Origin of the sequence: Streptomyces sp. NPDC005761 (assembly GCF_040630635.1) — a bacterium.
Taxonomy (GTDB): Bacteria; Actinomycetota; Actinomycetes; order Streptomycetales; family Streptomycetaceae; genus Streptomyces.
In genome coordinates this window covers 67179-89205 of record NZ_JBEXXX010000008.1, presented here as the reverse complement: position 1 = coordinate 89205, position 22027 = coordinate 67179, and the positions used below count along the sequence as shown (strand labels likewise).

Below are 22027 nucleotides of genomic sequence, written 5' to 3'. Positions count from 1 at the left end.
TGGGCAGGCACAGGTGCTTCGAGCGAGGCGAAAGCGCCTGTGACCCGTGGGGGTCACAGGCGCCACTCACCGCTGGCGTTACACCAAGCCATGCGCCTGCCGGCGAACGCGCAGAAGGTCACCGAGCACGCGCACCGGTGATGTAGGACACATGGCGAGCCGCGAGTCGAGAGCTGCCTCCCACTGCTCGGTCAGGCCGAGCAGGAGGCGCTTGCGCATGCCCGGCGTGACGTGGGCATAGCGCGCCGAGACGGAGCCGTCGATGTGTCCCATGCGCTGGTCCATGAGGACCTTCTCGGTGCCGAGGTCCTCCATCACGGTCCTATGGGTGTGGCGCAGTCCGTGAGGGGTGAGGCCCCTAGCAATCGGGAGCCAGCAGGCGTCGGCCCGTTGGCCGGCCCCGCGCCCTCGCGCGGGGACTCCTGGCCACGGCTCGCCGAGTAGCGGCACGGGTCGTGCCTCCTGCGGGGCCTTCTTCGGGTACCAGCCCGATACCGCCGGGGTGAACAGCCACGTCGCGAAACCGTTCCTGCGCCAGTGGGCCGCAGGCTCCACCACCGCGCCGCCTCGTACGAACCCGAGGTCCGTGATGGCCTCCTCCACCCGCATTCGCGTCGCCTCAGCGACACGATCGGGGTGGTTGAGGACGTTGGACACCGTCCCCGTGGAGACTTCGGCACGGCGTGCGACGTCGACGAGTTTCGCCCCGAGGTGGCCGCCCGTACGAGCCGTGCCCTGCCCGCGGAAGACGTAGGTCCTACCGTGGCAGGCGCAGGGCGTCGGCTTCGTGCGGGCGACGTGATTGGCGACCAGGGCGGACAGCCAGTCCATCGAGTCGAGGGTGCGATAGCTGTCGTCCTTGGGCGGGCAGCGCACCATCTCGCCCGAGTCGAGTTCGTACAGCTGCCATTCGACACGGACGGAGCCAGGTCGAGTGAACTCGGTCTCCAGGCCGACTATTTCGCCCCAGCGCATGCCGGTGTATCCCTTGAGGACGACGGCGACGAACTCGTCATCTCGGCCGGACAGCAGTGCTGCTCGTTCGGCGATCAACAGGATGCCGAGCGGATCGGTGACGACCTTCTCCGGGCCTCGGTCACGGGAGCGGCCCGCGCGCTTGCCCCGCCCACGCCGCCTGGTCGCCGGGTTCAACGTGATCAGTCCTTCGTCGATCGCGTCCTCGTAGATCAGGTGGAACGTCGAGCGCCAGGTCTTGACGCTGGAGGCCGCGTACAGAGCCCTTTCCTTCTTCTCCCACCGGTCGACGTCCGAGCGCAGGATGCCGGCGAGCGCATGGTCCCCGAAGTCGGGAAGCAGGTGCTCTTCGATGTGGCGCTTGTAGTTCTGCATCGTCGATGCGGCCAGGTCCTGGGCCTCGTACCAGCGGCTCGCGTACTCGCCGAAGGTCTCCTGGCCGAGTGCCGGGTCACGCCAGTCGCCGCGCCGGTACTTGTTCTCGGCCTCGCTCGCGGCGCGCTGAGCCTCGCCCTTGGTGGCGAACTTGATCGCCTTGCCCTGCTCGTCGACGACCGTGAGGTGCTTACCAGGTGCGGTCTTGTACCGGCCACGCCAGTAGTTCGCGCGCTTCTCCGCGAAACCCACGCTCCTCCTCTCCCTTGGTACGCGGTCGTGTCAGGCGACGGTGCTGAACTGGCTTTGCCTGGCGCGGGCCGGAGGCCGCGCCCGCAGGCGGGTGGTGGGCGCGGCACGCCGGGGCGCTTCCGCCTGCTGGGCATCGGCCTTGGCGACGGTCCGAGCTGTGACTGGCTGGTGTGCCCGTGCGGGCCGTTCCTCGTGGAGGCGGATGATCTCTGCGAGGTGCTCTGCGGTGAAGCGGTAAGCGCGGCCGACCCGGGTGAAGGGGATCAGCCGCCGCCGGGCCCTGTCCTTGACCCACCAGGCAGAGCAGCCGAGAACAGCAGCGATGTCCTCGGGACGGTAGAGGCGGGGCGGTGCTACGCCGGTGCCTGGCTGCTCAGCCATGCGAGATCGCCTCCTTCGCGGTACGGAGGCGGAACGGCAACGGGGCAGGGGTAATGGCCTCTCGGCGCAAGGAGGTTCCTTCTCTGGCGCGGCCGCGCGGACACGGGTACGCCGGTCTTGGTGTTTCAGGTACGGGCGAGGTGATGTGCGTAGCGGCTGCCGGGTGTTGGCCCACCCGGGGAGCGCTGTTGGGGCTCGTTCGGCTAACTCGTCTCGGCGAGCAGGGCGAGCGGGGAGAGGCCGAGAGCAGCTGCGATGGCGACGAGATCGTCGACATCGCAGCGGCGCTGTCTGCATTCGATGCGGGACAGCATCGTGATGGTCATGGGCCGGCCGAGCGCGGTGACCCGTTCGGCCAGCTGGCGCTGGGCGAATCCGCGCGCTGTGCGGGCACGGGTAATGGCGCGGGCGGTCAGCACGCCGGCCGGACCAATTCCCAAAGGGCTCTCAGGCATAGGTCAGTTGTAGCTCTGCATTGCCGGTTTGGGTAACCGGCGATGTGCTGCTATGTTTCGCATCTTTTTTGTCAGATCTGGTCCCCAGACTCCTTGCGAGCGGCGCAACATAGACGGGAATCGGCGGATGACCAAATCACCTGCCGCCCTCATGCCGGTAGCACGCATGTGGTCTCGACGTGGCATCTTGCATCGCGCGCCCACCAGCGCCGCCCACGGGTTCGCTTGCCAACTGCCCGATTTATGCAACTTCTTGGTCAACCGGCGATTCGGGTCTACCGTTTTAAGGAAGCCGCGCACGACACGTTCGCCGAGAGCTGTTTGCTTTTCCGGCGGAATGCTGGACTTGTGCGGGGAAGATGTGGCTGTCTTGGCCATGCGCCCGGAAACCCCTGCGGTTTCGAGCACATGAAGAAGCCCCCGGCGGGCCAACGCCGGGGGCCAAGAAGTCCCTACCGATATCGCCCGTACCTGAACGATCAAGACGGTGGCGGTCATAACGCCACCGGGTGAGGAACCGTGCATGCCCCAACAAGCTACTGCCTTCGTGGCCGTAGTCGCATCCCCGTCGCCGAACTCGTCTGCTCGGCCCACGAAGGCGGGGCGATAGACATGGCGCGGATACGCACCATCAAGCCGGAAGCCTTCATCTCCGAGTCGCTGGCCGCGGTGAGCGTCCATGCCGAGCGGACCTTCTTCGGCCTGCTTACGCAGGCGGACGACCACGGCCACTTCCGCGACCAGGCCGCTGTCATCGCCGGCGCCCTGTGGTCCCTGCGCCCCGAGCACGGCCCGCTGGAGGTCGAGGACGACCTCACGCAGCTCGACAGTGCGGGTCTGATCTGCCGGTACGAAGGCGACGACGGCAAGCGGTACCTGCACATCGTCACCTGGGCCCGTCACCAGAAGATCAACCGGCCCAGCGGCAGCCGCTGCCCGGCCTGCCCGCGCCACCAGGGCAGCCGGTCGGACGAGGCGGCCTCGCCTGTTCACGGAGCCCTCCATGAACAGGCCGTGAGCCCTCACGGTGGACGCCCTGATGCGTCACGCGGATGCAGCGAGCCCTCCGTGAACCGGAAAACCGCAGGTCAGGGCGATTTCAGTGAGTCCTCACCACAACGCTGGGAGACTGCGGTGAGGACTCAGGGTCCGGATCTAGGACCTAGGATCCTGGATCTAGGATCACCTCCGGTGGGGAGCGCAAGCGCCCCCACGCCCCCTGCCGTCTCGGGTTCGGTCTCGGCCAAGGACCTGGTCGCCGAGCACGTCGCCGCATGCCAACACCGCCCGCCCAGCGACGTCCTCGGCCGCCTCGGCAAGGTGGTCAGCAAACTGCTCGGCGAGGGGTTGTCCCCCGACCACATCAGGGCCGGGATGGACCGCATGCGTACCAAGGGGCTGTCCGCTGGACTGCTGCCGAGCCTGGTCGACGAGGCCATGAACGCTCCACGGGCAGCTGCCGCCCCGCACCGAGCATGGACCAACCCGGCGCCCGCTGACGTCGAGGTGGCCTACGGGGGTCAGCTGTGACCACAGCCACCACCAGCCGGGAGCCGCAGCGCATGAACACCCTCGCCGCCCGCCTCGGCACGATCCTCGCCGAACGGGGCATCGATCCAACTACGTCACCTGCCGAGGCCCCTTCGGAACGGGTGACCGCGCTGGAGCTGGCCGCGGCCCGCATCCCACCCCGTTACCGCCACGCCCTCGCCGGCCACCAGCAGGTTGCCGCCTGGGTCGATGAGGTGGCCCTTGCCGCACGGCCCGGCCCGAGCGGCACCCGGGGCATCGCGCTCGGACCGTCCCTGCTGATCGCCGGGCCCACCGGCACCGGCAAGACACACCAGGCGTACGGCGCGGTGCGCTCGCTGCTGACCGCCGGGGTACGGCTGCGGTGGGAGGCGGCCACCACAGCCGACCTGTACGCCCGCTTGCGCCCACGCCCCGGCCATGACGCCGAGCGCGACCTCGCCACCCTCAGCACCTGCCCGCTGCTGATCCTGGACGACCTCGGCGCAGCCAAGCAGTCGGAGTGGACCGAGGAGATCACGTACCGGCTGATCAACCGCCGCTACACCGACCTGCTCCCCACCCTCCTCACGACCAATCTGCCGACCGCCGCGCTCCGCGACGCCGTCGGCGACCGCGTCGCCTCCCGTCTCGCCGAGATGACCACCACCGTCGTCCTCACCGGCGCCGACCGCAGACGCCAGCTCTCCGCCTGACCGCACGGCGCCGCCCGGCACCAGCTCACCTTCACCACACCGCCCGTCCCGCGCCCACGCCTGCCCACACGGCGCGGCGGGCCCTTTGGAGACCCCTGCATGACGGAACTTGCCATGCCCGCACTCGGGCACTGGAACGCGATACCTATCGCGCTCGCCGCCCTCCTGGCCACCTGCACAGTGCTGCTGATCAGCTGGCTGATCTACCGACGCGCTCCCCGAAACCACACCAAGCAACAGCCCGGAACACCCGCGGTCAGGGTCGCCGCACTGGCCGCGGTCGGATGCACTACCTACAGCGCCGACACCAGCTGGCGGTTCGCCGCCGACTACCTCGACATGAGCGGCACCACCGAGCGCACCGCGATGTTCGCCGCCGCGGAACTCGCCCTCTTCGCCACGGCCCTGCTGGCGCGGCAGAACCTGCAAGGCCCCAAGCGAGCACCCGGCCTGCCCGGCGTCCTGACCTGGGTGATCACCGCTGTACAGGTGATCCCCGCGTACGCCGAGTCGGGTGTGGTCGGCGGCACGGTGCGGGCCTTCGTGGGACCGGTCATGGCCGCACTGCTGTGGCATCAGGCCATGGGCATCGAACTACGCATCCGCACGCCCGAGGCGGCCTCCCACAGCGTCCTCGCCCGGATAGGTCGCGAAGTACGCGAACGCGGCCTCTCGCGCCTTGGGGTCGCCGAACACGATCGTGACGCTGCGCAGATCAGCCGCGACCGTGCCACCCGCAGGGCCGTCGCCCTGGCCGCGCACCTTGCGGAGCGAACCCCGAAGCAGCGCGCCGGCTGGCGAGGCCGGCGAACCGCGCGACGGCTTTCCCGCGCCGTCGCCCAAGCGTCTGTGGGAATCGACCAGCGCCAGCGCGAAGTGCTGCTGCACCAGCTTGCCGTCCGCCGTCACGCGACAGAGCTGGCCACGATCGAACTGCCATCGCCTTGGAACGCCTTCACTCCGAACGAAGGCACCCTGCACCAAGTCGGGACGACTCCGCCGCGCAGCCGATCGGGTGCAGGTTTCGGCTTGACGAGCGAGGAAGCCGGGGAGCACGCCGACTCCAACCTTCGTCTTGAGTCCCTGCCTCCTCGATCCGTGCAGAACCAACTTCCCCTGCACGATTCGGTCCCCATCCGCGAGACCACTGAGCCGTCCCACGAGGACGACGTCCCTGCGGCGCAACGCTACGGACGTCCTCCCGGTGCCGAGATGGACGAACTCCTCGCGATCGGCCGCGCGGCCATCGCCATGCACGGAACAGCCACCCGCGCCGTGCTACGGAACGCCATCCGCGAGGCCGACCTCCCCATCTCCGAGGACCGGCTCACCGAACTCAAGGCCCTCCTGGCGGCAGAGCAGGGTTGCGAGACCGCCGTCCCCACGGGCTGACCGGATATCCGGTCAGCCCTGAACCCCGAACGGGGGCCGTAGACCAGCACCCCGTCTGGTCCCACGGCCCCGCCCCATTGGCACCGCTTGACCAGGCACGCACTGCCCTCCCTCGCGACTCACCGCTCGAACCAGCGGGCGTTGGGGACGCTGCCCGTACGTCGACCTGGTCCGCTGCCCTCTCCCCTCAGCCAGGAGCTGATCTCCATACAGGATTCGTGCACCAACAGCCCCGTGCACCAGAACGCGACCCAAGCCACGCCAGCTCAAAGCGGAGCAAGTTGGAGGTTCGGACACTCCCCCGCAGGGGGAGCGTCCGAACCCGACCCCGCCCCAGGGGTGGCGGGGCCCGCCCAGCGCCAGGGGGCGCCGGACGGGAGGGCTGCGACCGAGGGCGGTTCGCAGCCAAGTACGGCAGGCCACACGCGCCTGACCAGGGGGAAATCCCGCCCGCGCGACAAGAAGCAGCGCCCCGCCCACAGCGTCCGACTCAACGAAGGCGAACGGATCCTCATCCAGGCCGGCGCCGATGCCGTCGGCATGAGTATCGCCGGATTCCTCGCCCACTCCGCGCTCGCCGCCGCTCGCGACCAGACCCGCACCGCGGCCACCATCGCCGCCGACCACGACGTCCTCACCGAGCTCTTCGCCACCAGCCGCAAGCTCGGCTGGGCCGGCAGCAACCTCAACCAGATGACCAAGACACTCAACTCGGGCGGCGACGTCGACAGCGCCCGCATCGAGGAAACCCTCACCTACGTCCGCCGCGCGGCCACCGCCACCGAGGCAGCCGTCGAGCGGATCAACAACCAGCAGACAGACGAGACCACTTGATCCCCAGCATCCACAAGCAAGGCAGCAGCACCCGCGGCCTGCTCAACTACCTCTATGGCAAGGGCACCCGCGAAGAGCACGTCGACCCGCACCTTGTCGCCTCCTTCGACTACATGGCGCCTGACCCCGGCCGCGACCCCTCCGCGACGGAGGAAGACCTCCAGCGACTTCTCGACCAGCCACTGCACCTCCTCGACGAAGACCAGCGGCCCGACCAGCACGTGTGGCACTGCTCCGTCCGCGCAGCACGCACCGACCGCATCCTGAGCGACGAGGAGTGGGGCGACATCGCCAGCCGCATCGTGGCCGCGACCGGCATCGACTCCGGCGGCCCAGACGACGCCGGGTGTCGGTGGGCCGCCGTCCGCCACGCCGACGACCACATCCACATCATCGCCACCCTCGTACGCGAGGACGGCCGCCGCCCCAACCACCACCGCTCGGGCCAACGCGCCCAAGTCGAAGCCCGTCTCATCGAAGCCGACTACGACCTGCACCGCGTTACCCCCGGCGACGGCACCGCGGCCAAACACCCCACCAGCGCCGAGCGCCACAAGGCCGAACGCCAGGGGCGGGAGCGCACGGCGCGGGAGGAGCTGCGCGAGGCCGTGCGCGGCGCGTCGGCCGGCGCCGCGTGCACGGATGAGTTCTTCGACCGCCTAGCAGCCGACGGCCTTCTGATCCACAAGCGGATCGCACCTTCGGGCGACCTGCTCGGCTACAAGGTCGCGCTGCCCGGTGACCGCAATAAGGACGACGAGCCCGTCTTCTACGCCGGCTCCACCCTCGCGCCCGACCTGTCTCTGCCCCGCATCCGCGAACGCTGGTCTCTCCGAGCAGAGACGGTCTCCGAGGGCGGTTCCGAGCCGGTGCAGCCCGCCCTGCCGCAGGTGACCCATCCCGCGTTCGCTCGGCGCCGGGCGTCGGCCGCCGGCTGGCAGGCCCTACTGATCATCGATCACGGCGACGACGGCATGGCGGCAGCGCAGATCGCCGCAGCGGGTGAGGTCCTGGACGCGCTCGCCAAGACGTCTGCCGCGCACACCCGCGCGGAACTGCGGGAGGCGGCCAACGCGTTCGAGCGGGCCGGCCGCTCCCACGTCCGCGCCGTACGCGGACATGACCACGTTCTGCGGCAGGCCGCACACGATCTCGTCCACAGTGGCCCCGCACTCGGGCGCGGCGAAGACGGAGCCACCACGGCGATGGTCATCGACATGGCCGTCTTCCTCGCCATCGCCGCGGCGAACTGGCACGCCAAAAGGCACCACAGCCAGCAGGCAGCCGCAGCCCAGCAAGCCGCCGAACATCTACGCACCGCCTACCAGGCAGCCGCAGCCCACCCCATCGCCGCCCTCCGCCAGCGAGGCCAGCGGATGGCACCGCGCATTCGAGAGCGGCAAGTCGCTCTCCTGCACCAGGCACTGCCAGAGCTCGCCGAACGGATCCAGGCCGAGCCCGGCTGGCCCGCCCTGGCCGCCACACTCACAGACGCCCGACAAGCGGGCCACGACCCCGCCGCACTGCTCGCCGACGCCGCCCGGCGACGCGAGCTCGGCAGCGCCGACTCCATCAGCGATGTCCTCGTCTGGCGCCTGCGCCGCAGCGCCCACCTGCCCGCGGCAGCAACCGAGAACCTCCAGACCGCAGGCACCCGAGACGGCCGGCACATCCCGACACCGTCCCTCGCCACACCACCTGCGGCTCAGGCGTCGAACCACTCCAGCCGTCGGCACTGACCCGGGGAATCGGGCGCAACATAGCCGACGATCGCCGGTTAGCCAAACCGGCGATTCTCCAGACGATTGATGCTCCCCATCCAATCCCACAAGGAGCGTCACACCCGTATGACCGCACCCTCATCCCGACCCGACATCATCGCCCTCCTCGCCGACGCGGACTTCAAGTACCGAGCCGACACCAACACGTGGAGCCATCGCGACGGACGGCCGTTCAGCAAGGAGGAACAGGCTCATGTCCTCACAGCGACTCGCAGCGAGTTCCTCGATTTTGACGCGCAGTTCAAGCGCTTCGTGAAGCACCGGCAGGAGTGGGCTGACGCCCCGGAAGCGCTGCAGGACTTCCTTGCCCCGTTCATGCAGCAGCTCACCGTGAAGAGCCTCGGCAACGCCCACGAACTCATGAGCGAAGAGGACCGGACGGAGTTCAACCGCCTGCTCGGCCTCGTAGCCATACCCGCGCGTCCCTTCACCGCCAACACCTTCTGACGAAGGGTCGCGTCGTTGTTCGACCAGGGCGAGGAATCGGCCTGGCCGGAGTGTCTGCCAGCCTCAGCGATCGGGGCGACGAGAGATCAGATAGGCACCGTTGCTCAGCGGTGCCAACAAGCGGGACGTAGCACCCAGCGCTGAAACGGTCCCGCCCCAGCAACCACAAGTCCGCTCCACACAAGACCTGCTAGAGCAGCACAAAGCCGGGCCTCCCAGACGGGAGGCCCGGCTTTGGTACGCGGAGTGAGGCGCTTCTCAGTTGGCGGGGGCACACAGGAGCTGGTCCCGCGTGCTTTCCGGCAGCACCCGGCGCAGTACCGGTGCCGTGTCGCTGAGCGAGGAGGCGAACGCGGCGACCAGACGGTGCGGCACGCTCGCGCTGAATGAGGCGGCCCACAGGTACGGAGCCCCCATGGCAGGCTCAGCCCACGCCTGCCAGCCCGTCGCCACCTGCCCTTCCCCCTCGGCGGTCAGGACGCTGGGGTCGGCATCCTGGATGAGGGGCGGCACCTCGCTGAGGCTGAGGCGGGAGGTGAAGGTGGGGTGCATCGCTGCCGCATGGGGTTGGTCGGCGTCGCGGAGCCAACCGTGCGTGGTGGCCGCGGCGATGACCAGTTCGGGACCGTCGTACAAGGTGGTGGGCTGGCTGCATTGGCCGAGCGCCAGGAGAAACTCGGTGATGGCCTCTCCCGGTACGCCTGGGGTGAAGTAGGCGGACCAGTCCGCGAGCGAACTGGTGGTGTCCGAGCGGGCCGAGACCTGCCACGCGATCGGCAGGCCACCGAGGTGGAACGGCTCGTCCGCCAGCACCCACTGTGCCCACCGAAGGGCGTCGGGACTGATGTGCAGGACGGTGCTGCGCACCACCTGGTGATCTCCCAGCTCATCGAAGTCTCGCCGTCCTCGCACGGCTGTCAGACTCGCCCAGCCCAGACCGGCGAGGCTGTCCACGACGACATCGCAGAGACGACCGTCATCGCCGGCCAGGTGTCGGGGGCTGACCCAGTACGCGGGAAGAGCGCCAGCCTCAAAAGACGGATCGAACGGGTAGCGCGGATTCAGGAGTGCCTCCAAGGGCCGGGTTCGGGTGTACTGGGCGCCGGCAACGCGGCGCGGCAGCGCCTGGACGGGAGCCTGCCGGTTCATGGCGACGGCTACCTCGGGCGGCAGGCGCCCGAGTCCGCTGTCGGCGTTGCGCCGCCAGCTAGATAGACAAGTGGGGAAGCTGCGGCCAGGGGGAGCCGCAGGCGCGCCGATCAGCACTCTGACCTGGGGTTCTGCCGAGTCGTCTACGTTGACATCCCTCTGCCCTCGCTGGCCAGTCTTTCGTGGCTCTTTCCTGTCTGCCCCCAGCGAACTGGGACACGGGCGACAGCCGTACGTCGCCGGAGGCGCCGCGTAGGGGCCGTCAACCCTGTCCCGCGTCAATGGCAGCGCAAACGGAGGCCAAGGTCACCACCTGAACCATTCGCCGACTTCTCGCCCGCAGACACGGGCCCGCTGCCTGGAGACATGCCAGATGGAGCAGCAGTCGGCTCCTGGGGACAGCCCTGCCGTATCCCCGTAGAAACCCGGTGCGCACGACAGACAGAGTGCTGAATAGTTACTGCATGGATGCGATCGACGCCGCACGTGCCGTTATCAAGGAGCACCACCCTGACGCCCGGGCCGCCCTCCTCGGAGGCAGCGTCGTGACGGACCGCCGCACGGCGATGTCGGACCTCGACATCGTGGTGCTGCTCCATGGCCCCCCAGCCCCGTACCGGGCAAGCCTCCAGCACGGTGAGTGGCCCGTGGAGATGTTCGTGCACACCGAGGCAACGTGGCACGCATTCGTCGAACGGGAAGTACGAAAGCGCAGATCACCGCTGCTCTGGATGTGCGCCGACGGGATCCTGCTCTTCGACCACGACGGAGTCGGCGCGTACATCGCCGATGAGGCCCGGAAGCTGACCGTGGCGGGACCGCCAACGGTGTCGTCTGAAGAGATCGATGACTGCCGCTACGCGATCACCGACCTACTAGACGACCTCGCGGGGAGCACCGACCAGAGCGAACGACTGTTCATAGCCACCGAACTGGTGAGACGAACCGGCGAGTTGGCACTGGCTTTCGGCGGATCCTGGAACGGAGGCGGGAAGTGGCTGGCACGCCGTCTTGAGACCACAGCGCCGGGGATCAGCATGCGGCTGCACGATGGCCTGCGTGAAGTATTGGAGGGGCAGATTGAGTCCCTCGTGGCAGCCGTGGACGAGGTGCTGGAGCAGGCCGGTGGCCGATTGTGGGTCGGGTACAAACGCGGTGGAACGCCATGAACGAGGTCGTCGTTGGGTGGTAGGCCCGCTTTGGAGGGGTCGCGCATCGTGCACGTACAACTCGGCTGCACCGCGTCGCACAGAGACCGAACAGAACGGCGCCGACCCACCGATGTGGGCCGGCGCCTGGTTTGAATCTCAGGCTTCGATGCGAGCCACCTTGCGACCCACCTTGAGGTACAGCGCGGCGCCGTCGAGTGCCCCAACCTCGCTCACCACTGCGCCGAGCGCCTGCTGGACGGACGCCTCCGTGAGCTGAGTGGTCTGCTGCTCTCCGTCCGCCTCACGGATAAAACGCAGGCCCTTCTGCTGAGCCACACGGCGCACGGCGGAGATGCTGGGGGCGAAGTCCAGCGTGCGGCTGATCAGGGCGCCGAGAGTGTCCTCGGAGTGCTCGTTCAGGGATACGACGGGGAGGTTCTGGGTGTCCCCGAAGGACCGCTTTGAGAAGCGAGCTGTGAACTCCGCGCGGGCGGCGGCCGCGACGTGCGGGCCGTGCAGGGCGGCTACCACCTCTCCGGCGAGGATCCGCTTGATGGCCATCGGGTGAGCGGTCCCGTCCTCCAGGCGCTTGGTCACCACGCGGATCTCGTCGTCCGTCCACTCGGTGAGGAGCTGGAGGTACGGCTCGGTCAGGTGGTCGGGGATGGACATCAACCGACCGTAGACATCATCGGGCGTTGCTGTCAGGCCCACGTAGTTGCCCTTGCTCTTGCTCATCTTGGAGCCCGTGCCGTCGGTCCCTTCGATGAGCGGAGTGGTGATGACGACCTCGGGCGTCTGCTCCGAGATCTCCATGACCTTGCGGCACATCTGAAGATTCAGCAGCTGGTCGACTCCACCCAGTTCAACGTCGGCAGTGATGGCGACCGAGTCCATCGCCATAACGACGGAGTAAACGAACTCGGCGATGGACAGGCCCTGTCCCTCTGCGAGCCGCGTGCGGAAGTCCTCACGCTGCAACGACATGGAGACGGGTACTCGGGCGAGGATCTCGACGAGCTGCGGGAGACTTACCTTGTTGAGCCACTCACCGTTGAAGCGCAGGTCGGCACGCTCAAAGTCGATGAACGGTGTGACCTGCTGCTGGTACGTGCTCAGGTTGCGGGCGATGTCCTCGTCGGTGAGAGCCGGTCGTTCCGAGGAGCGTCCCGAGGGGTCACCGATCTTCGCCGTCACGTCGCCGATGATGAAGACGACGTGGTGACCCATGCGCTGCAGTCGGCTGGCGATGATGATCGGCACCGCGTGGCCGAGGTGGACGTCGGGCGAGGTCGGGTCGATGCCGTACTTGATAACGAACTGGCGCCCCTCAGACCGCGCGGCTTCGATCTTCTCGGCGAGTACCGCAGCCGAGGGGATCAGGTTGATGGCGCGCCCCTCTACCAGCGCGGCTTGCTCCTGGGGGGAGAGGTCGGAGAGGTCCAGGGAGCGCCGGGCTGTTGTCTCGTTGAGCAGCTGCGAGACCGTGTAGTCCGCGCCCAGGTCCGCTCCATCGAGGATGTGCATGACACTGGTGACGGACCTACTCAAACGGCTCATGGCGCGTATACGACCAGGTTCCAGGCCCGCGCGCCAACCCTTTACAGCAGTGCGGTATCGAGGTGAACCTGTACGGGCTCGAACAGCCCGTACGGCACGTACTGCACGATCTCGCCATGGGCCACCCAGGCGAGCTCGGCCAGCTCCTCGGTATCTGCGACATAGGCGGTACCGCTCACCACGTCGCAGGCCGTGTATGACATCAGCCGACCCGTCTTCGGGTGGATCCGGTCGCCGAGTAGCTTCACTGCGGAGACGGTCAGGCCGGTCTCCTCCTGGGTCTCGCGCACAGCAGCGTCCTCGCGTGACTCGCCGGGTTCAACCTCGCCTGCAGGGAACTGCCAGGAGAGCTGCCCCTCGCTGACCCGACGGCGCACCATGAGGACCCGCCCCTCGTGGACGACGATCGCCGCAGCGATGCCTGGTCGCGGCCTACTGTGCTGCTGCGTCACGTGTGCCCTCCAAGAACGCCGCGCGCGAGATGTAACGGCAATAGATCTAGGGTCACTTCGAGGCAAGCAAATACGAAACCTCCTGGGCGCACCCCCAGGACAGCGTGACGCCGGCGCCTCCATGCCCATAGTTGTGTACGACCAGGGCTCCATCCTGTCGCTCCGCCTCCACGCGGACAACGGAACGAGTCGGCCGAGCGCCGATCCGGTGCCCCAGAACGCGGGCATGGCCTAGGCGGGGTTCGACCTCGGCGCATCGGGCGAGGATGCGGGCCGCCGCCGTGCCGTCTGGCGTGAGGTCGCCTTCGTCTTCGATGGCTGTGCCGCCCAGGACAACGGTCTCTCCATGCGGATAGAAGCACAGCAGATCCGGTGAAGTGCCGGTGTCCTCGGAGAAGAACTCGGTGAGACCTGGGTTGGTGACGACTACGTGCTGGCCACGAATCGGCCGCAGGTCTGAATCAAGGACCAGGTCACGGGCACCCAAGCCCGCGCAGTTGACGATCCGAGGGGCCGGGCCGACGTCCGAGAGCGAGGTCAGACGTCGCTGCTCGACCGTTCCGCCGACTGCCCGCAGCCGGCGCAGGAGGTAGTCGAGATAGGGGGGCATGTCGATCATCGGCACCGTGAACCGGTACCCGGCCGTGAACCTGTCCGGCAGTTCGGTCGACTTACAAGGCCGGAACCCGGGCAGTGTGGTGGCCCAGTCCGGTGGGGCCTCGGCAGTGCGGGACGCCTCGATGCCGCTGGTCAGCCGGACGCCTGTGGCCTTGTCCTGGGCCAGCTCCCGAAAGAGCTCCAGGGACCGCTGTCCCCACCGGTCGACCTTGTCCTTCGGCTCGACCAGGTACGGACCCCACATCGCGCCGGCGGCCAACGAGGTGGCACCGGGCACCTGCTCGGCGATCACGTGCACTGGTACGCCGGCCTCGGCAAGAACAACGGCGGTGGTCAGCCCTGCCACGCCAGCGCCGACAACGACAACGCGTTCCCCTGCGGTCATGATCTCGACCCTAACGGCCGGGTGGCGTCGACGGAGCATGTCGGGCGAGTGCGTCTTCGAGGGCTGGCAGGAAGCTACGGACGTGCGGGTTGCGCTGGCGGCGGCGGAGGTCAGCCGCGAGCTGGTGGAGCAGCGCCGCGCTCCTCGGCGAACGTACGGCGTCAAGGCGGTCAGCCGCGATCTGGCCGATCTCGCAGGCCGCCTCCAGGTCTCCGTGGGCGCTGTGTCCCAAGGCCAGCCAGGCCCCTTCGAACATGGCCCTGCGCTGGCTGGGGTCGCCACGTGGAACGTCGTACGCCCCGGAACGAAGCATCTCGGTCCCCTGAGCGAGAAAGCGGTGGCCCTTCGTACCGCCGTCCTCCTTCTGCCGCGCGCGCCCCATCTGGATGAAGCCATAGCCGGCTTGGCAGTCGAGGTGGTTGTCGGTGAGGAAGTACATCCAGCGGGGCTCCTCTTGGCCTCCGTCCCGACTTGCGATCAGTTCTCGCGCGGAGCCGCGGGTGTGGGCGAAGTCGTTGTCCCGGCCGCCGGCGGCATACGCGTAGGCGAGCCGGGAAAGGACGGATGCCCGGGCGGCAGGCGGGGCGGCTTCGCTGGCGCGGCGGGCGGCCTCGCCGAGGGCGATGGCATCCGCCGGATGTCCCCGGCTCGCCGCCTGGAAGGAGAGGTCGCCGAGAATGTGCGCGCACAGGGGCAGGTCGTTGACCTGATGTGCGGCTCGCAACGCAGTGGCGAAGTAGCGCTGCGCCAGACCGTGATCAGCCGCGTCGAAGGCCATCCAGCCAGCCAGTTGCCCGATCTCCGCAAGCGCGCGGATGAGCCTGCTCGTCACAACCGGCGAATGACCACCTTCGTGAATCAATAGCCCAACAGCACGGAACTGGGCACCGACATACGGGAGATGTCTCGCGCCTCCGTGCTCGTCGTCGAGCAGCTGGAGCATGGGCAGGTGCTGCTCGACCTGGTCGACGAGCGGATCAGCGCCGGACGGCGGTGTCATCCGAGGCGCGTACTGGCCTCGCCCCGCGGTTCCGTCGAGGTACTGGGCAACGATCGCCAGAAGCCCCGCGCCTGAGATCGCGAGGAATCGGCGCCGGTCGACGAGCCCTCCCATCACCCAGTCCTCCACGATCGCCTCCATGCCCTGCACGGTCCAGGGCCGTGCGAGATCCGTGTCCGCCGGGACGAGTGCAGAGGAGTCGCCCGCGCGGCCCTGCCACAGTTCGGCTACGGAGACAGCTCTACCCAGTTCCTGGGAGAGCACGTAGGCGGCCATCATCGGTAAGGGCGTGCGCGGCAGAGAGCCGCTGTCCCTCCAGTGGTACGGCGCCGACTCGGCGACGGTCCCCGCTCCGAAAACCCTGTTGAGCTTTCGCGCGAGCGCCTTGGGGCTCCACCCGAGTTCGTCGAGGCACCCGGCCAGCGCAGCGTTGGGTTCTCCTGCGTGTTGTCCCACGTGCGCCCCCTCGCGTCCCTGCGGTTCGTCGACCACTTCGCGCTCCCCATGGTGAAGCAGAAGGAGCCCGAATCACCCGCATCTCAGGGAAGTTGACCGAGTTGACCGACTGATCGGGTGCTGCGTGACCGGTCTCCTCCGGTGTTCTTGAGTCACGGCGGAAGGCGCCGCCTTCGACGCCGGCGGAGAAAGAGGTGGGCCTTGAGACACCACACGAGCACCTCCCGAGACCGGCCGGGCTGCGTGCTGGAGCGCGACACCGGAGGACCGGTCTCCGCTCCCTCACCGAAGCACGCTGACGGCGGCGGCACGACCACGCTGATCACGGACCTGCCGTACGGACCGAGGGCGGCCACGGTCGCTCGCGAAGCCGTCGCTGTGGCGCTCCATGGCACCGAGGCACAGCTGCTTGACGACGCCCGACTGATCGGGTCGGAACTCGCAACGAACGCCTTCACCTCGGGGAACCCGCCCCTGGTCCTGTGTGTGGACCGCCGAAGCCCGGCTGTCGGTGGTCTGGAGGTCGAGATCACCGTCACCGACGGCGGTTGCCTCCGCCACGCGCTTACCTCTCCCCCTGCTCCTGAGGAGGAGGCCGAATCGGGACGGGGCCTCTTCATCGTCGAGGCACTGGCCGACGCCTGGTCTCTGACGACCGGTGCCCACGGCACCCGCGCCTGGTGCCGGCTCACGCGCGTGACCGGCGCTTCGCCTACCGGCACGCCCTGATGCTCGCGCCCGCGAGATCCCGTCTTCGAAGGAGGCACCACACGGTGCGCATCAACCATGCGACCCCACCGCCCTCGCTCACTGACGCGCTGGAGACCGGTCTTCAACCCCGCGTCGTCGTAGCTGTCCACGAGGGCTTCTACGGGGCCTCGTCGGGTACCGGCTTCAGCAACCGCGCTTTCCTGACAGCCCTCGCCCGCATTCTGCCGACGGGCCGTCTCTCCGTGATCGCCCCGCACGTCCCCGATACAGCGGGAGCGCACGATCAGCGGTGGACCCGTGAGGTCCAGCAGATGCTGGACAAGGCCGAGGCCCAGGTAATCGCGATCCCCGCGGTCCATGCACCGCCGGGCTCGGTCCACGGCTCCATGCAGCTGTGTGACCTGGCAGGGGAGGCTGCCTTACGCGTCGCCGATCGCGCCAGCCGCTGCCTGCTCATCGGCCTCGACGTCCCACTCCTCGGCCTCGCCCCATACACGTCACCAACCATGGACCTGCTCCTCGTCCCACGCTCCGCAGCAGCCCTCACACGGCCAGAAGACCTGTCGCGAAGCCGCTGGGAACGTGAAGCCCTGCGGGCAGCGATCGCCCGGGGCGGGCGGATCGGGGCCATCTCCACTCACATGCGAGACCACCTCGTCGCGAGCTGCGGGGTCCCTCGGGCGAGCATCGTGGACATCCCGAACGGGCTGATCCGGGAGGAGATGACCAGGCCGGCGGCTGTCCTCCCCTTGCCACTCAAGGCCCGAGCCGGATTCCTGCTTGCCATGGGGCGCGCGGTGCCCACCAAGGGGTTCGAGGACCTCCTGGGGGCGCTGCGCCTTCTGAAGGCGCGAGGGGTTCGTATTCCGCACCTGCTCCTGGCGGCCGTCGCCTCGGAGGGGAACAGGCGCCTGACCTCGCACCAGACGGACCTGGCGGCAAGCATCCGCGCCCACGACCTGGACGCGACGCTGATCACCCGCTTCACCCCCTCCGTCCGCTCCTGGCTGCACAGTCCCGCGCTGCGCGCAGTCGTCGTTCCCTCACGCGAGGAGCCCTTCGGACGGATACCCCTGGAGGCGTTCGCGGCAGGCGCGGGGCCGGTGGTCGCGACCAGCGCCGGCGGACTGGCCCAGACCGTCATCGAGGGCGAGACCGGCTTCACCTCCGCACCCCGGGACTCCAAGTCTCTGGCATCCGCCCTGCACCGAGCCCTGACCGTCCTCCCCCGAGAGCGCGAGCGACTCCGGATCGCCGGAGCGGCTCTTGTGCGTTCGCGCCACGACTACGAGGCCAATATCGCCTCCGTCATCGGCCACATCTCCCCGTGGGCTCTGGCTCCGTCGTCCGCCGGGGAAGGCAGGCCCCGATGAGCCGGCCGGTGGTGCTCATCAGCCTGGAATCCCCGCACTCGTTCTGGCGGTTGTCCGCTGAGCACGAGCGTTCCCTACGTGCCGCCTTCCCAGGTGTCGACTTCCGTACGGCCTCCGAGGAGGACGTGCCGTACCAGCTGGCCGAGGCACACGTCTACCTCGGCTGGCGGTTCGAGCCATCGTGGCTGCCCCACGCGCCTCACCTGAGCTGGATCGCCTCCCCGGCCGCCGGCACCGACCATCTTCCCGTCGCCGAGGCCCACTCCGCCGGAGTGGCCCTGACCCGGTCGTACGGGTTCCACGGCCGCCCCATGGCCGAGCACGCCATGGGGCTGGTCCTCGGCTTCTCCCGCGGGTTGTTCATGAGCCAGCGCGTCCAGCGAAACCGGACGTGGTGGAAGGACGACCTCGCCGCAGAGTTCTTCGACCTCGCCGGGTCGACGATGACCATCGTCGGCTGCGGCAGCATCGGAGGCCATCTCGCCGACGCCGCCCGCGCTTTCGGCATGGACGTGATCGGAGTGCGTCGGACACCGCCTGTGGCAGCCGGGAACGGGATCACCTGGATGCACGACTCGGCCATCCGCCAGGCCCTCGCTGTCGCCGACGTGGTGGTCGACCTGCTACCCGCCAACCGGGCCACGGACCACCTCTTCGACCACGACCTCCTCTTGGCCTGTAAGCCCGGAGCGTTGTTCCTCAACCTCGGCCGTGCGACGACCGTCGACCAGCAGGCCCTTCTGGCCGCCCTCAACTCCGGCCACCTTCGCGGCGCCGCCCTGGACGTCTCAGACCCGAAACCGCTGCCCGCTCGCCATCCGCTACGGCTTCATCCCCGGGTCGTGCTCACACCGAAGAGCTCCACGCTCTGCCGCACGTACATGAACGAGGCGATCGAGTTCTTCGCCGCCAACCTGCACCGATACCTCGCCGGTCAGCCGCTCAACGGCCTGGCCGAAGTGCCCGACGTCCACTCTCCCCTCGCTGGAGGCTGACCGATGCCCACCACCCGCCACGACCTGACCGCCGCATTCGCGGCGACCGGCCGCAACCATCCCTACCTCGCCTTCACCTTGAACTCGCTGTGCAACCTGGACTGCGTGTTCTGCAAGCCCCGCTGCATGCCGGACTACGGGCACAAGGACCGTCCTCTGACCACCACCGACTACGCGGCCATCGCCGCGGAAGCCGGTACCTGGAAGATCCGGAAGGCGCACTGCTCCGGCGGCGAGCCGACCCTGCGGGCGGACATCCTCGACGTGATCGCGGGCCTCGCAGACGGCCTCGGGGCCGGCGCCGCGATCGGCATGACGAGCCACGGCAACCTGCGCCGCGGGCTGAGCGTCGAGACGCTCCGTGGCGCCGGCCTGACGTACCTCAACCTCAGCCTCCACAGCCTCGACCCGGAACGATCCGCCACGATCATGGGCGGCGGCGACCCGCGCACCACCCTGCGCACCCTCGACGACGCCCTCTCCCTCGGCCTGCAGGTGAAGATCAACTGCGTCCTCCAGCGCACCTACCTGGACGACGCCTTCGCCGTGGCGGAGCTGGCCCGCGATCTGCCTGTCGCCGTCCGCCTGATCGAACTCCAGAACATCGGGCCCGCTCAGGCGCTGTTCGACACCGAGTTCATCAGCGAGGCGGACGTCCGCGACCGTCTCCACGAATGGTTCGCGGGCGCGGGGGAGGTCTCTCGTGACCAGCTCGGTGTCCGTAGCCCCGGGAAGTATCTCCGTCCCGACGGATGGGCCGGCTCGATCGGCTTCATCTCCAACTCCAGCTGCGCCACGTGCTCCGACGCCAACCGAATCAAGATCACACCCACCGGTGTGGCCCGCCCCTGCATCCTCCACAACCGCGACATCCCTCTGAAGCCCCACCTCGCCGACGACACCCTCGATGACGCCTTCGCCCACCTCTTCCAGGCCATGCTCGACCGCAACACGAACGATGCCTGGCAGGGCTTCCACTACGTCGACTACGACCTGCGCTGGGACCGGATGGAGCGCCCCGAGGGCGCCCCGGTCCCGCTGCCGCTGCTCCCCGTCCTCCCCTCGGAAGCGGCCCAGCCCTCGTGCACCCGAGCCTCCACCGGGGAGCGGTGATGGTCGTGGCCGAAGCGCCGCCCCTCTACCTGGGGCTCGGAGCGCTGTACGAAGGCGAGCTGGACGCCCACGGTGTCGGGGCCGTGATGCTCACCCACAAGTGGCAGCCGGCCGACCTGCTGGCTCCCCACTCGGACATCGACGTGCGTGTCCTCCTGCCAGAGGCACCCGGGGACTGGGAGGAGTGGAACCACCACTTGGCCGCAGCCCACAAGTCCGCAGTCCGCCGGGAGGTCTCCCACGGGCGGCTTCTGGAGCATCCGCCCGGATTCGCGTTCACCGTGGCCGAGGCAGATGGACGGCTCGTCTCCGCACCCGAGCTCGCGACCTGGTCCCTGATCAGCGGAAGCACCCGGAACTTTCAACGCTGGAAGTCCCAGGCCCAGATGGCGCCCTGGTGCGAGGTCGACGAACGCTTCTACAGGCAGATCCTCCAGGCAAGGCTCGGTGGCCGGTACCAGTTGGCGGCGGACAGTACGGACAACGTGGTCGAGGACATCACGGCGTACCGGCGCCACTGCGTGGCCTGGCACTACCTCGCCCCCTGCTGGTTCGCAGCCGCCGCACTCGCGACACGGACCCGCTGCCCCGGCAAGACGGCCGCGCTCACCCAGTGGCGCCCGGACGGGCTGGACGCTTACGCCGAGCTGTTTCTCCGGCACTCCGAAGACGGACCCAACGGGCGACTCCGCAGCCCGCGCCACCTGCTCCGCGCGGCACACGTCTCCCTGGAAGCGGCCATGCGCCGCATTCCGCAGGCAAGCCACCCTCCTGACCAGGGCAAGGAGTCCGCTGCAACCGACTGGGCAATGACCGCCGGAATGCTCCGCGTACGTGTCGCCCGCTGGCTGTACTACCTCGATCCGCCGTCCGGTGTCGCGACCGAGTACCTGATCCGGCGGGAGGCAAAGGAACTTCGTTCCGCCGCACAGACCCTGATCGCGCTCGCGGAGGACGGGGCAACTCCCGCCCAGCGCCTGGCCGCCCGAATGGCCGGGCTGATCCCCGCCGGACCGACGACTCCCGACACCCTGCGCACCACCCTCGCGCTCTGGCACCGGCAGAAGTCCACGGTGCAGGAATTCCTGAGCCTCCCGCTCAGTGCCATCCACCCCTGACACAAGGAGCCCCGCCATGCCCGCGCGTGCGTCCCAGCCCCGCGCCCTGAAGACGGCGAAGATCAAGATCACGACGAAATGCAACCGTTCCTGCGACTTCTGTATCTTCGCCGACGGCGCCCAAGGCGAGAACATGGCCCCAGAGGTGTTCTCCACCATCCTGACCCGGCTGGAGACCATCCCTTTCCAGCAGTTGCACATCAACGGCGGCGAACCCACCGTGCACCGGGACTTCCCCGCTCTCAGCGAAGCCGCCCGGACACGCCTGCCGGACAAGGTCATGGTTCTGGGCACGAACGCCATCACGCTGGCCCGCAACCAGCGAATCATGGAGGCCACGCTCCGCTCGTACGACCAGATCCTCATCGGCTGCGACGACGAGCACGAGAACTACGCCGAAGTGCACGCCGTCGTGCCCCGTCTCCGCGAAGCCGGCAAAACCGTGGTCGTCAACAGCGTGCTGGAAGGCATCAGTTCCTCCCGTCTCGTGGAGCTCGCGAGGCTGTGCGACACGTACGGCGCAATCCACGTCACCAACCACGTGCACCACGTCGACGTCGGGCAGCCGGCGAACGAGCTGCGCGGCATCTGCGACCGCTATCTCGACCAGCACCTGATGATCGAGATGGACGGCTCCTGCTACCGCTGCTTCAACGCCATGGCGAAGGACGACAGCGAGTTCAGCATCTGGGACGAGGACTTCGCGGCCAAGGTGTTCGCCCCCCGAGGCCATCACTTCCGGTTCTGCCTTCGCTGCCACGAGTACACCGACTCCGGCGCCGCTCTCCTACCCGTCAGCATTCCGACCGCCTGACTCCAGACCGGAGGT

The 22027-nt window shown here is 68.5% G+C and carries 22 protein-coding genes; 13 read left to right on the top strand and 9 right to left on the bottom strand.

All coding sequences use genetic code 11. From position 1 onward, the window contains the following. Positions 1-78: 78 nt before the first annotated feature. The 4 genes from ABZ434_RS10435 to ABZ434_RS10420 all read right to left on the bottom strand — a co-directional run bounded on the left by ABZ434_RS10435 (position 79) and on the right by ABZ434_RS10420 (position 2816). Positions 79-1602, bottom strand: coding sequence for a LacI family DNA-binding transcriptional regulator (locus tag ABZ434_RS10435; RefSeq protein WP_359133877.1), 1524 nt, complete (start codon positions 1600-1602; stop codon positions 79-81). A 30-nt stretch (positions 1603-1632) separates the two neighbouring features. Continuing rightward, on the bottom strand, positions 1633-1983 hold the full coding sequence (locus tag ABZ434_RS10430; RefSeq protein ID WP_359133875.1) for a helix-turn-helix domain-containing protein: 351 nt from the start codon (positions 1981-1983) through the stop codon (positions 1633-1635). Positions 1984-2186: 203 nt separating this feature from the next. Continuing rightward, positions 2187-2438, bottom strand: coding sequence for a helix-turn-helix transcriptional regulator (locus tag ABZ434_RS10425; RefSeq protein ID WP_073733580.1), 252 nt, complete (start codon positions 2436-2438; stop codon positions 2187-2189). 3 nt (positions 2439-2441) lie between these two features. Next, on the bottom strand, positions 2442-2816 hold the full coding sequence (locus tag ABZ434_RS10420; protein ID WP_359133872.1) for a hypothetical protein: 375 nt from the start codon (positions 2814-2816) through the stop codon (positions 2442-2444). A gap of 234 nt (positions 2817-3050) precedes the next feature. Between ABZ434_RS10420 and ABZ434_RS10415 the strand changes: the two genes are divergently transcribed. From ABZ434_RS10415 to ABZ434_RS10390, 6 genes are all read left to right on the top strand, one after another. After that, positions 3051-3968, top strand: a complete 918-nt coding sequence (locus tag ABZ434_RS10415; protein ID WP_359134182.1) for a hypothetical protein — start codon at positions 3051-3053, stop codon at positions 3966-3968. Beyond that, positions 3965-4663: an ATP-binding protein gene (locus ABZ434_RS10410; protein ID WP_206433846.1), complete on the top strand. Its 699-nt coding sequence runs from the start codon at positions 3965-3967 to the stop codon at positions 4661-4663. Before ABZ434_RS10415 ends, ABZ434_RS10410 begins: the two co-directional genes overlap by 4 nt. Positions 4664-4762: 99 nt before the next feature. After that, complete coding sequence (locus ABZ434_RS10405) at positions 4763-6055, top strand: hypothetical protein (protein WP_359133869.1); 1293 nt, start codon at positions 4763-4765, stop codon at positions 6053-6055. A gap of 540 nt (positions 6056-6595) precedes the next feature. Then, positions 6596-6889 (top strand): mobilization protein, encoded by a 294-nt coding sequence (locus ABZ434_RS10400; RefSeq protein ID WP_359133867.1) that lies wholly within the window; start codon positions 6596-6598, stop codon positions 6887-6889. Continuing rightward, positions 6886-8628 (top strand): mobilization protein, encoded by a 1743-nt coding sequence (locus ABZ434_RS10395; protein ID WP_359133865.1) that lies wholly within the window; start codon positions 6886-6888, stop codon positions 8626-8628. The genes ABZ434_RS10400 and ABZ434_RS10395 overlap by 4 nt, the downstream gene beginning before the upstream one ends. 108 nt (positions 8629-8736) lie before the next feature. Beyond that, complete coding sequence (locus ABZ434_RS10390; protein ID WP_359133863.1) at positions 8737-9117, top strand: hypothetical protein; 381 nt, start codon at positions 8737-8739, stop codon at positions 9115-9117. Between the two features lie 258 nt (positions 9118-9375). Here the strand turns inward: ABZ434_RS10390 and ABZ434_RS10385 are convergent, their stop codons facing one another. Then, entirely contained in the window at positions 9376-10194 is an 819-nt protein-coding gene (locus ABZ434_RS10385; RefSeq protein WP_359134180.1) for a DUF317 domain-containing protein, read from the bottom strand. Between the two features lie 536 nt (positions 10195-10730). Here ABZ434_RS10385 and ABZ434_RS10380 point away from each other — a divergent pair. Then, positions 10731-11435, top strand: coding sequence for a nucleotidyltransferase domain-containing protein (locus tag ABZ434_RS10380; RefSeq protein WP_359133861.1), 705 nt, complete (start codon positions 10731-10733; stop codon positions 11433-11435). A 138-nt stretch (positions 11436-11573) separates the two neighbouring features. Here ABZ434_RS10380 and tyrS read toward each other — a convergent pair whose 3' ends face one another. From tyrS to ABZ434_RS10360, 4 genes are read right to left on the bottom strand one after another with little or no spacing between them, the layout of a single operon-like run. Next, positions 11574-12977: a tyrosine--tRNA ligase gene (gene tyrS / locus ABZ434_RS10375; protein ID WP_359133859.1), complete on the bottom strand. Its 1404-nt coding sequence runs from the start codon at positions 12975-12977 to the stop codon at positions 11574-11576. A gap of 41 nt (positions 12978-13018) precedes the next feature. After that, positions 13019-13429, bottom strand: coding sequence for an NUDIX hydrolase (locus ABZ434_RS10370; protein WP_359133857.1), 411 nt, complete (start codon positions 13427-13429; stop codon positions 13019-13021). 52 nt (positions 13430-13481) lie between these two features. After that, positions 13482-14432, bottom strand: coding sequence for an FAD-dependent oxidoreductase (locus ABZ434_RS10365; protein WP_359133855.1), 951 nt, complete (start codon positions 14430-14432; stop codon positions 13482-13484). A gap of 10 nt (positions 14433-14442) precedes the next feature. Beyond that, on the bottom strand, positions 14443-15888 hold the full coding sequence (locus ABZ434_RS10360) for a carph-isopro domain-containing protein (RefSeq protein WP_359134178.1): 1446 nt from the start codon (positions 15886-15888) through the stop codon (positions 14443-14445). Between the two features lie 201 nt (positions 15889-16089). On the opposite strand from ABZ434_RS10360, the gene ABZ434_RS10355 reads away from it, so the two are divergent. From ABZ434_RS10355 to ABZ434_RS10330, 6 genes are read left to right on the top strand one after another with little or no spacing between them, the layout of a single operon-like run. Next, a complete protein-coding gene (locus ABZ434_RS10355) occupies positions 16090-16617 on the top strand; it encodes an ATP-binding protein (RefSeq protein ID WP_359133853.1) in 528 nt (175 codons plus the stop codon). 44 nt (positions 16618-16661) lie between these two features. Then, entirely contained in the window at positions 16662-17972 is a 1311-nt protein-coding gene (locus ABZ434_RS10350; RefSeq protein ID WP_359133851.1) for a glycosyltransferase family 4 protein, read from the top strand. Then, positions 17969-18967 carry a D-2-hydroxyacid dehydrogenase gene (locus ABZ434_RS10345; RefSeq protein WP_359133849.1) on the top strand — a complete coding sequence of 333 codons (999 nt, stop codon included), beginning with the start codon at positions 17969-17971 and terminating at the stop codon, positions 18965-18967. The genes ABZ434_RS10350 and ABZ434_RS10345 overlap by 4 nt, the downstream gene beginning before the upstream one ends. A gap of 3 nt (positions 18968-18970) precedes the next feature. Continuing rightward, positions 18971-20080 carry a radical SAM protein gene (locus tag ABZ434_RS10340; protein WP_359133847.1) on the top strand — a complete coding sequence of 370 codons (1110 nt, stop codon included), beginning with the start codon at positions 18971-18973 and terminating at the stop codon, positions 20078-20080. After that, positions 20080-21198 (top strand): hypothetical protein, encoded by a 1119-nt coding sequence (locus ABZ434_RS10335; RefSeq protein ID WP_359133845.1) that lies wholly within the window; start codon positions 20080-20082, stop codon positions 21196-21198. Before ABZ434_RS10340 ends, ABZ434_RS10335 begins: the two co-directional genes overlap by 1 nt. 16 nt (positions 21199-21214) lie before the next feature. Beyond that, on the top strand, positions 21215-22012 hold the full coding sequence (locus ABZ434_RS10330; RefSeq protein WP_359133842.1) for a radical SAM protein: 798 nt from the start codon (positions 21215-21217) through the stop codon (positions 22010-22012). The last annotated feature ends 15 nt before the right edge of the window (positions 22013-22027 follow it).

Excerpts from the sequence above, each read along its gene's own strand:
- ABZ434_RS10340 (WP_359133847.1), top strand. The coding sequence starts at position 18,971 with ATGCCCACCACCCGCCACGACCTGACCGCCGCATTCGCGGCGACCGGC.
- ABZ434_RS10390 (WP_359133863.1), top strand. The coding sequence starts at position 8,737 with ATGACCGCACCCTCATCCCGACCCGACATCATCGCCCTCCTCGCCGAC.
- tyrS (WP_359133859.1), bottom strand. The coding sequence starts at position 12,977 with ATGAGCCGTTTGAGTAGGTCCGTCACCAGTGTCATGCACATCCTCGAT.
- ABZ434_RS10420 (WP_359133872.1), bottom strand. The coding sequence starts at position 2,816 with ATGGCCAAGACAGCCACATCTTCCCCGCACAAGTCCAGCATTCCGCCG.
- ABZ434_RS10400 (WP_359133867.1), top strand. The coding sequence starts at position 6,596 with ATGAGTATCGCCGGATTCCTCGCCCACTCCGCGCTCGCCGCCGCTCGC.
- ABZ434_RS10345 (WP_359133849.1), top strand. The coding sequence starts at position 17,969 with ATGAGCCGGCCGGTGGTGCTCATCAGCCTGGAATCCCCGCACTCGTTC.
- ABZ434_RS10365 (WP_359133855.1), bottom strand. The coding sequence starts at position 14,432 with ATGACCGCAGGGGAACGCGTTGTCGTTGTCGGCGCTGGCGTGGCAGGG.
- ABZ434_RS10335 (WP_359133845.1), top strand. The coding sequence starts at position 20,080 with ATGGTCGTGGCCGAAGCGCCGCCCCTCTACCTGGGGCTCGGAGCGCTG.
- ABZ434_RS10330 (WP_359133842.1), top strand. The coding sequence starts at position 21,215 with ATGCCCGCGCGTGCGTCCCAGCCCCGCGCCCTGAAGACGGCGAAGATC.
- ABZ434_RS10415 (WP_359134182.1), top strand. The coding sequence starts at position 3,051 with ATGGCGCGGATACGCACCATCAAGCCGGAAGCCTTCATCTCCGAGTCG.
- ABZ434_RS10430 (WP_359133875.1), bottom strand. The coding sequence starts at position 1,983 with ATGGCTGAGCAGCCAGGCACCGGCGTAGCACCGCCCCGCCTCTACCGT.
- ABZ434_RS10425 (WP_073733580.1), bottom strand. The coding sequence starts at position 2,438 with ATGCCTGAGAGCCCTTTGGGAATTGGTCCGGCCGGCGTGCTGACCGCC.
- ABZ434_RS10380 (WP_359133861.1), top strand. The coding sequence starts at position 10,731 with ATGGATGCGATCGACGCCGCACGTGCCGTTATCAAGGAGCACCACCCT.
- ABZ434_RS10405 (WP_359133869.1), top strand. The coding sequence starts at position 4,763 with ATGACGGAACTTGCCATGCCCGCACTCGGGCACTGGAACGCGATACCT.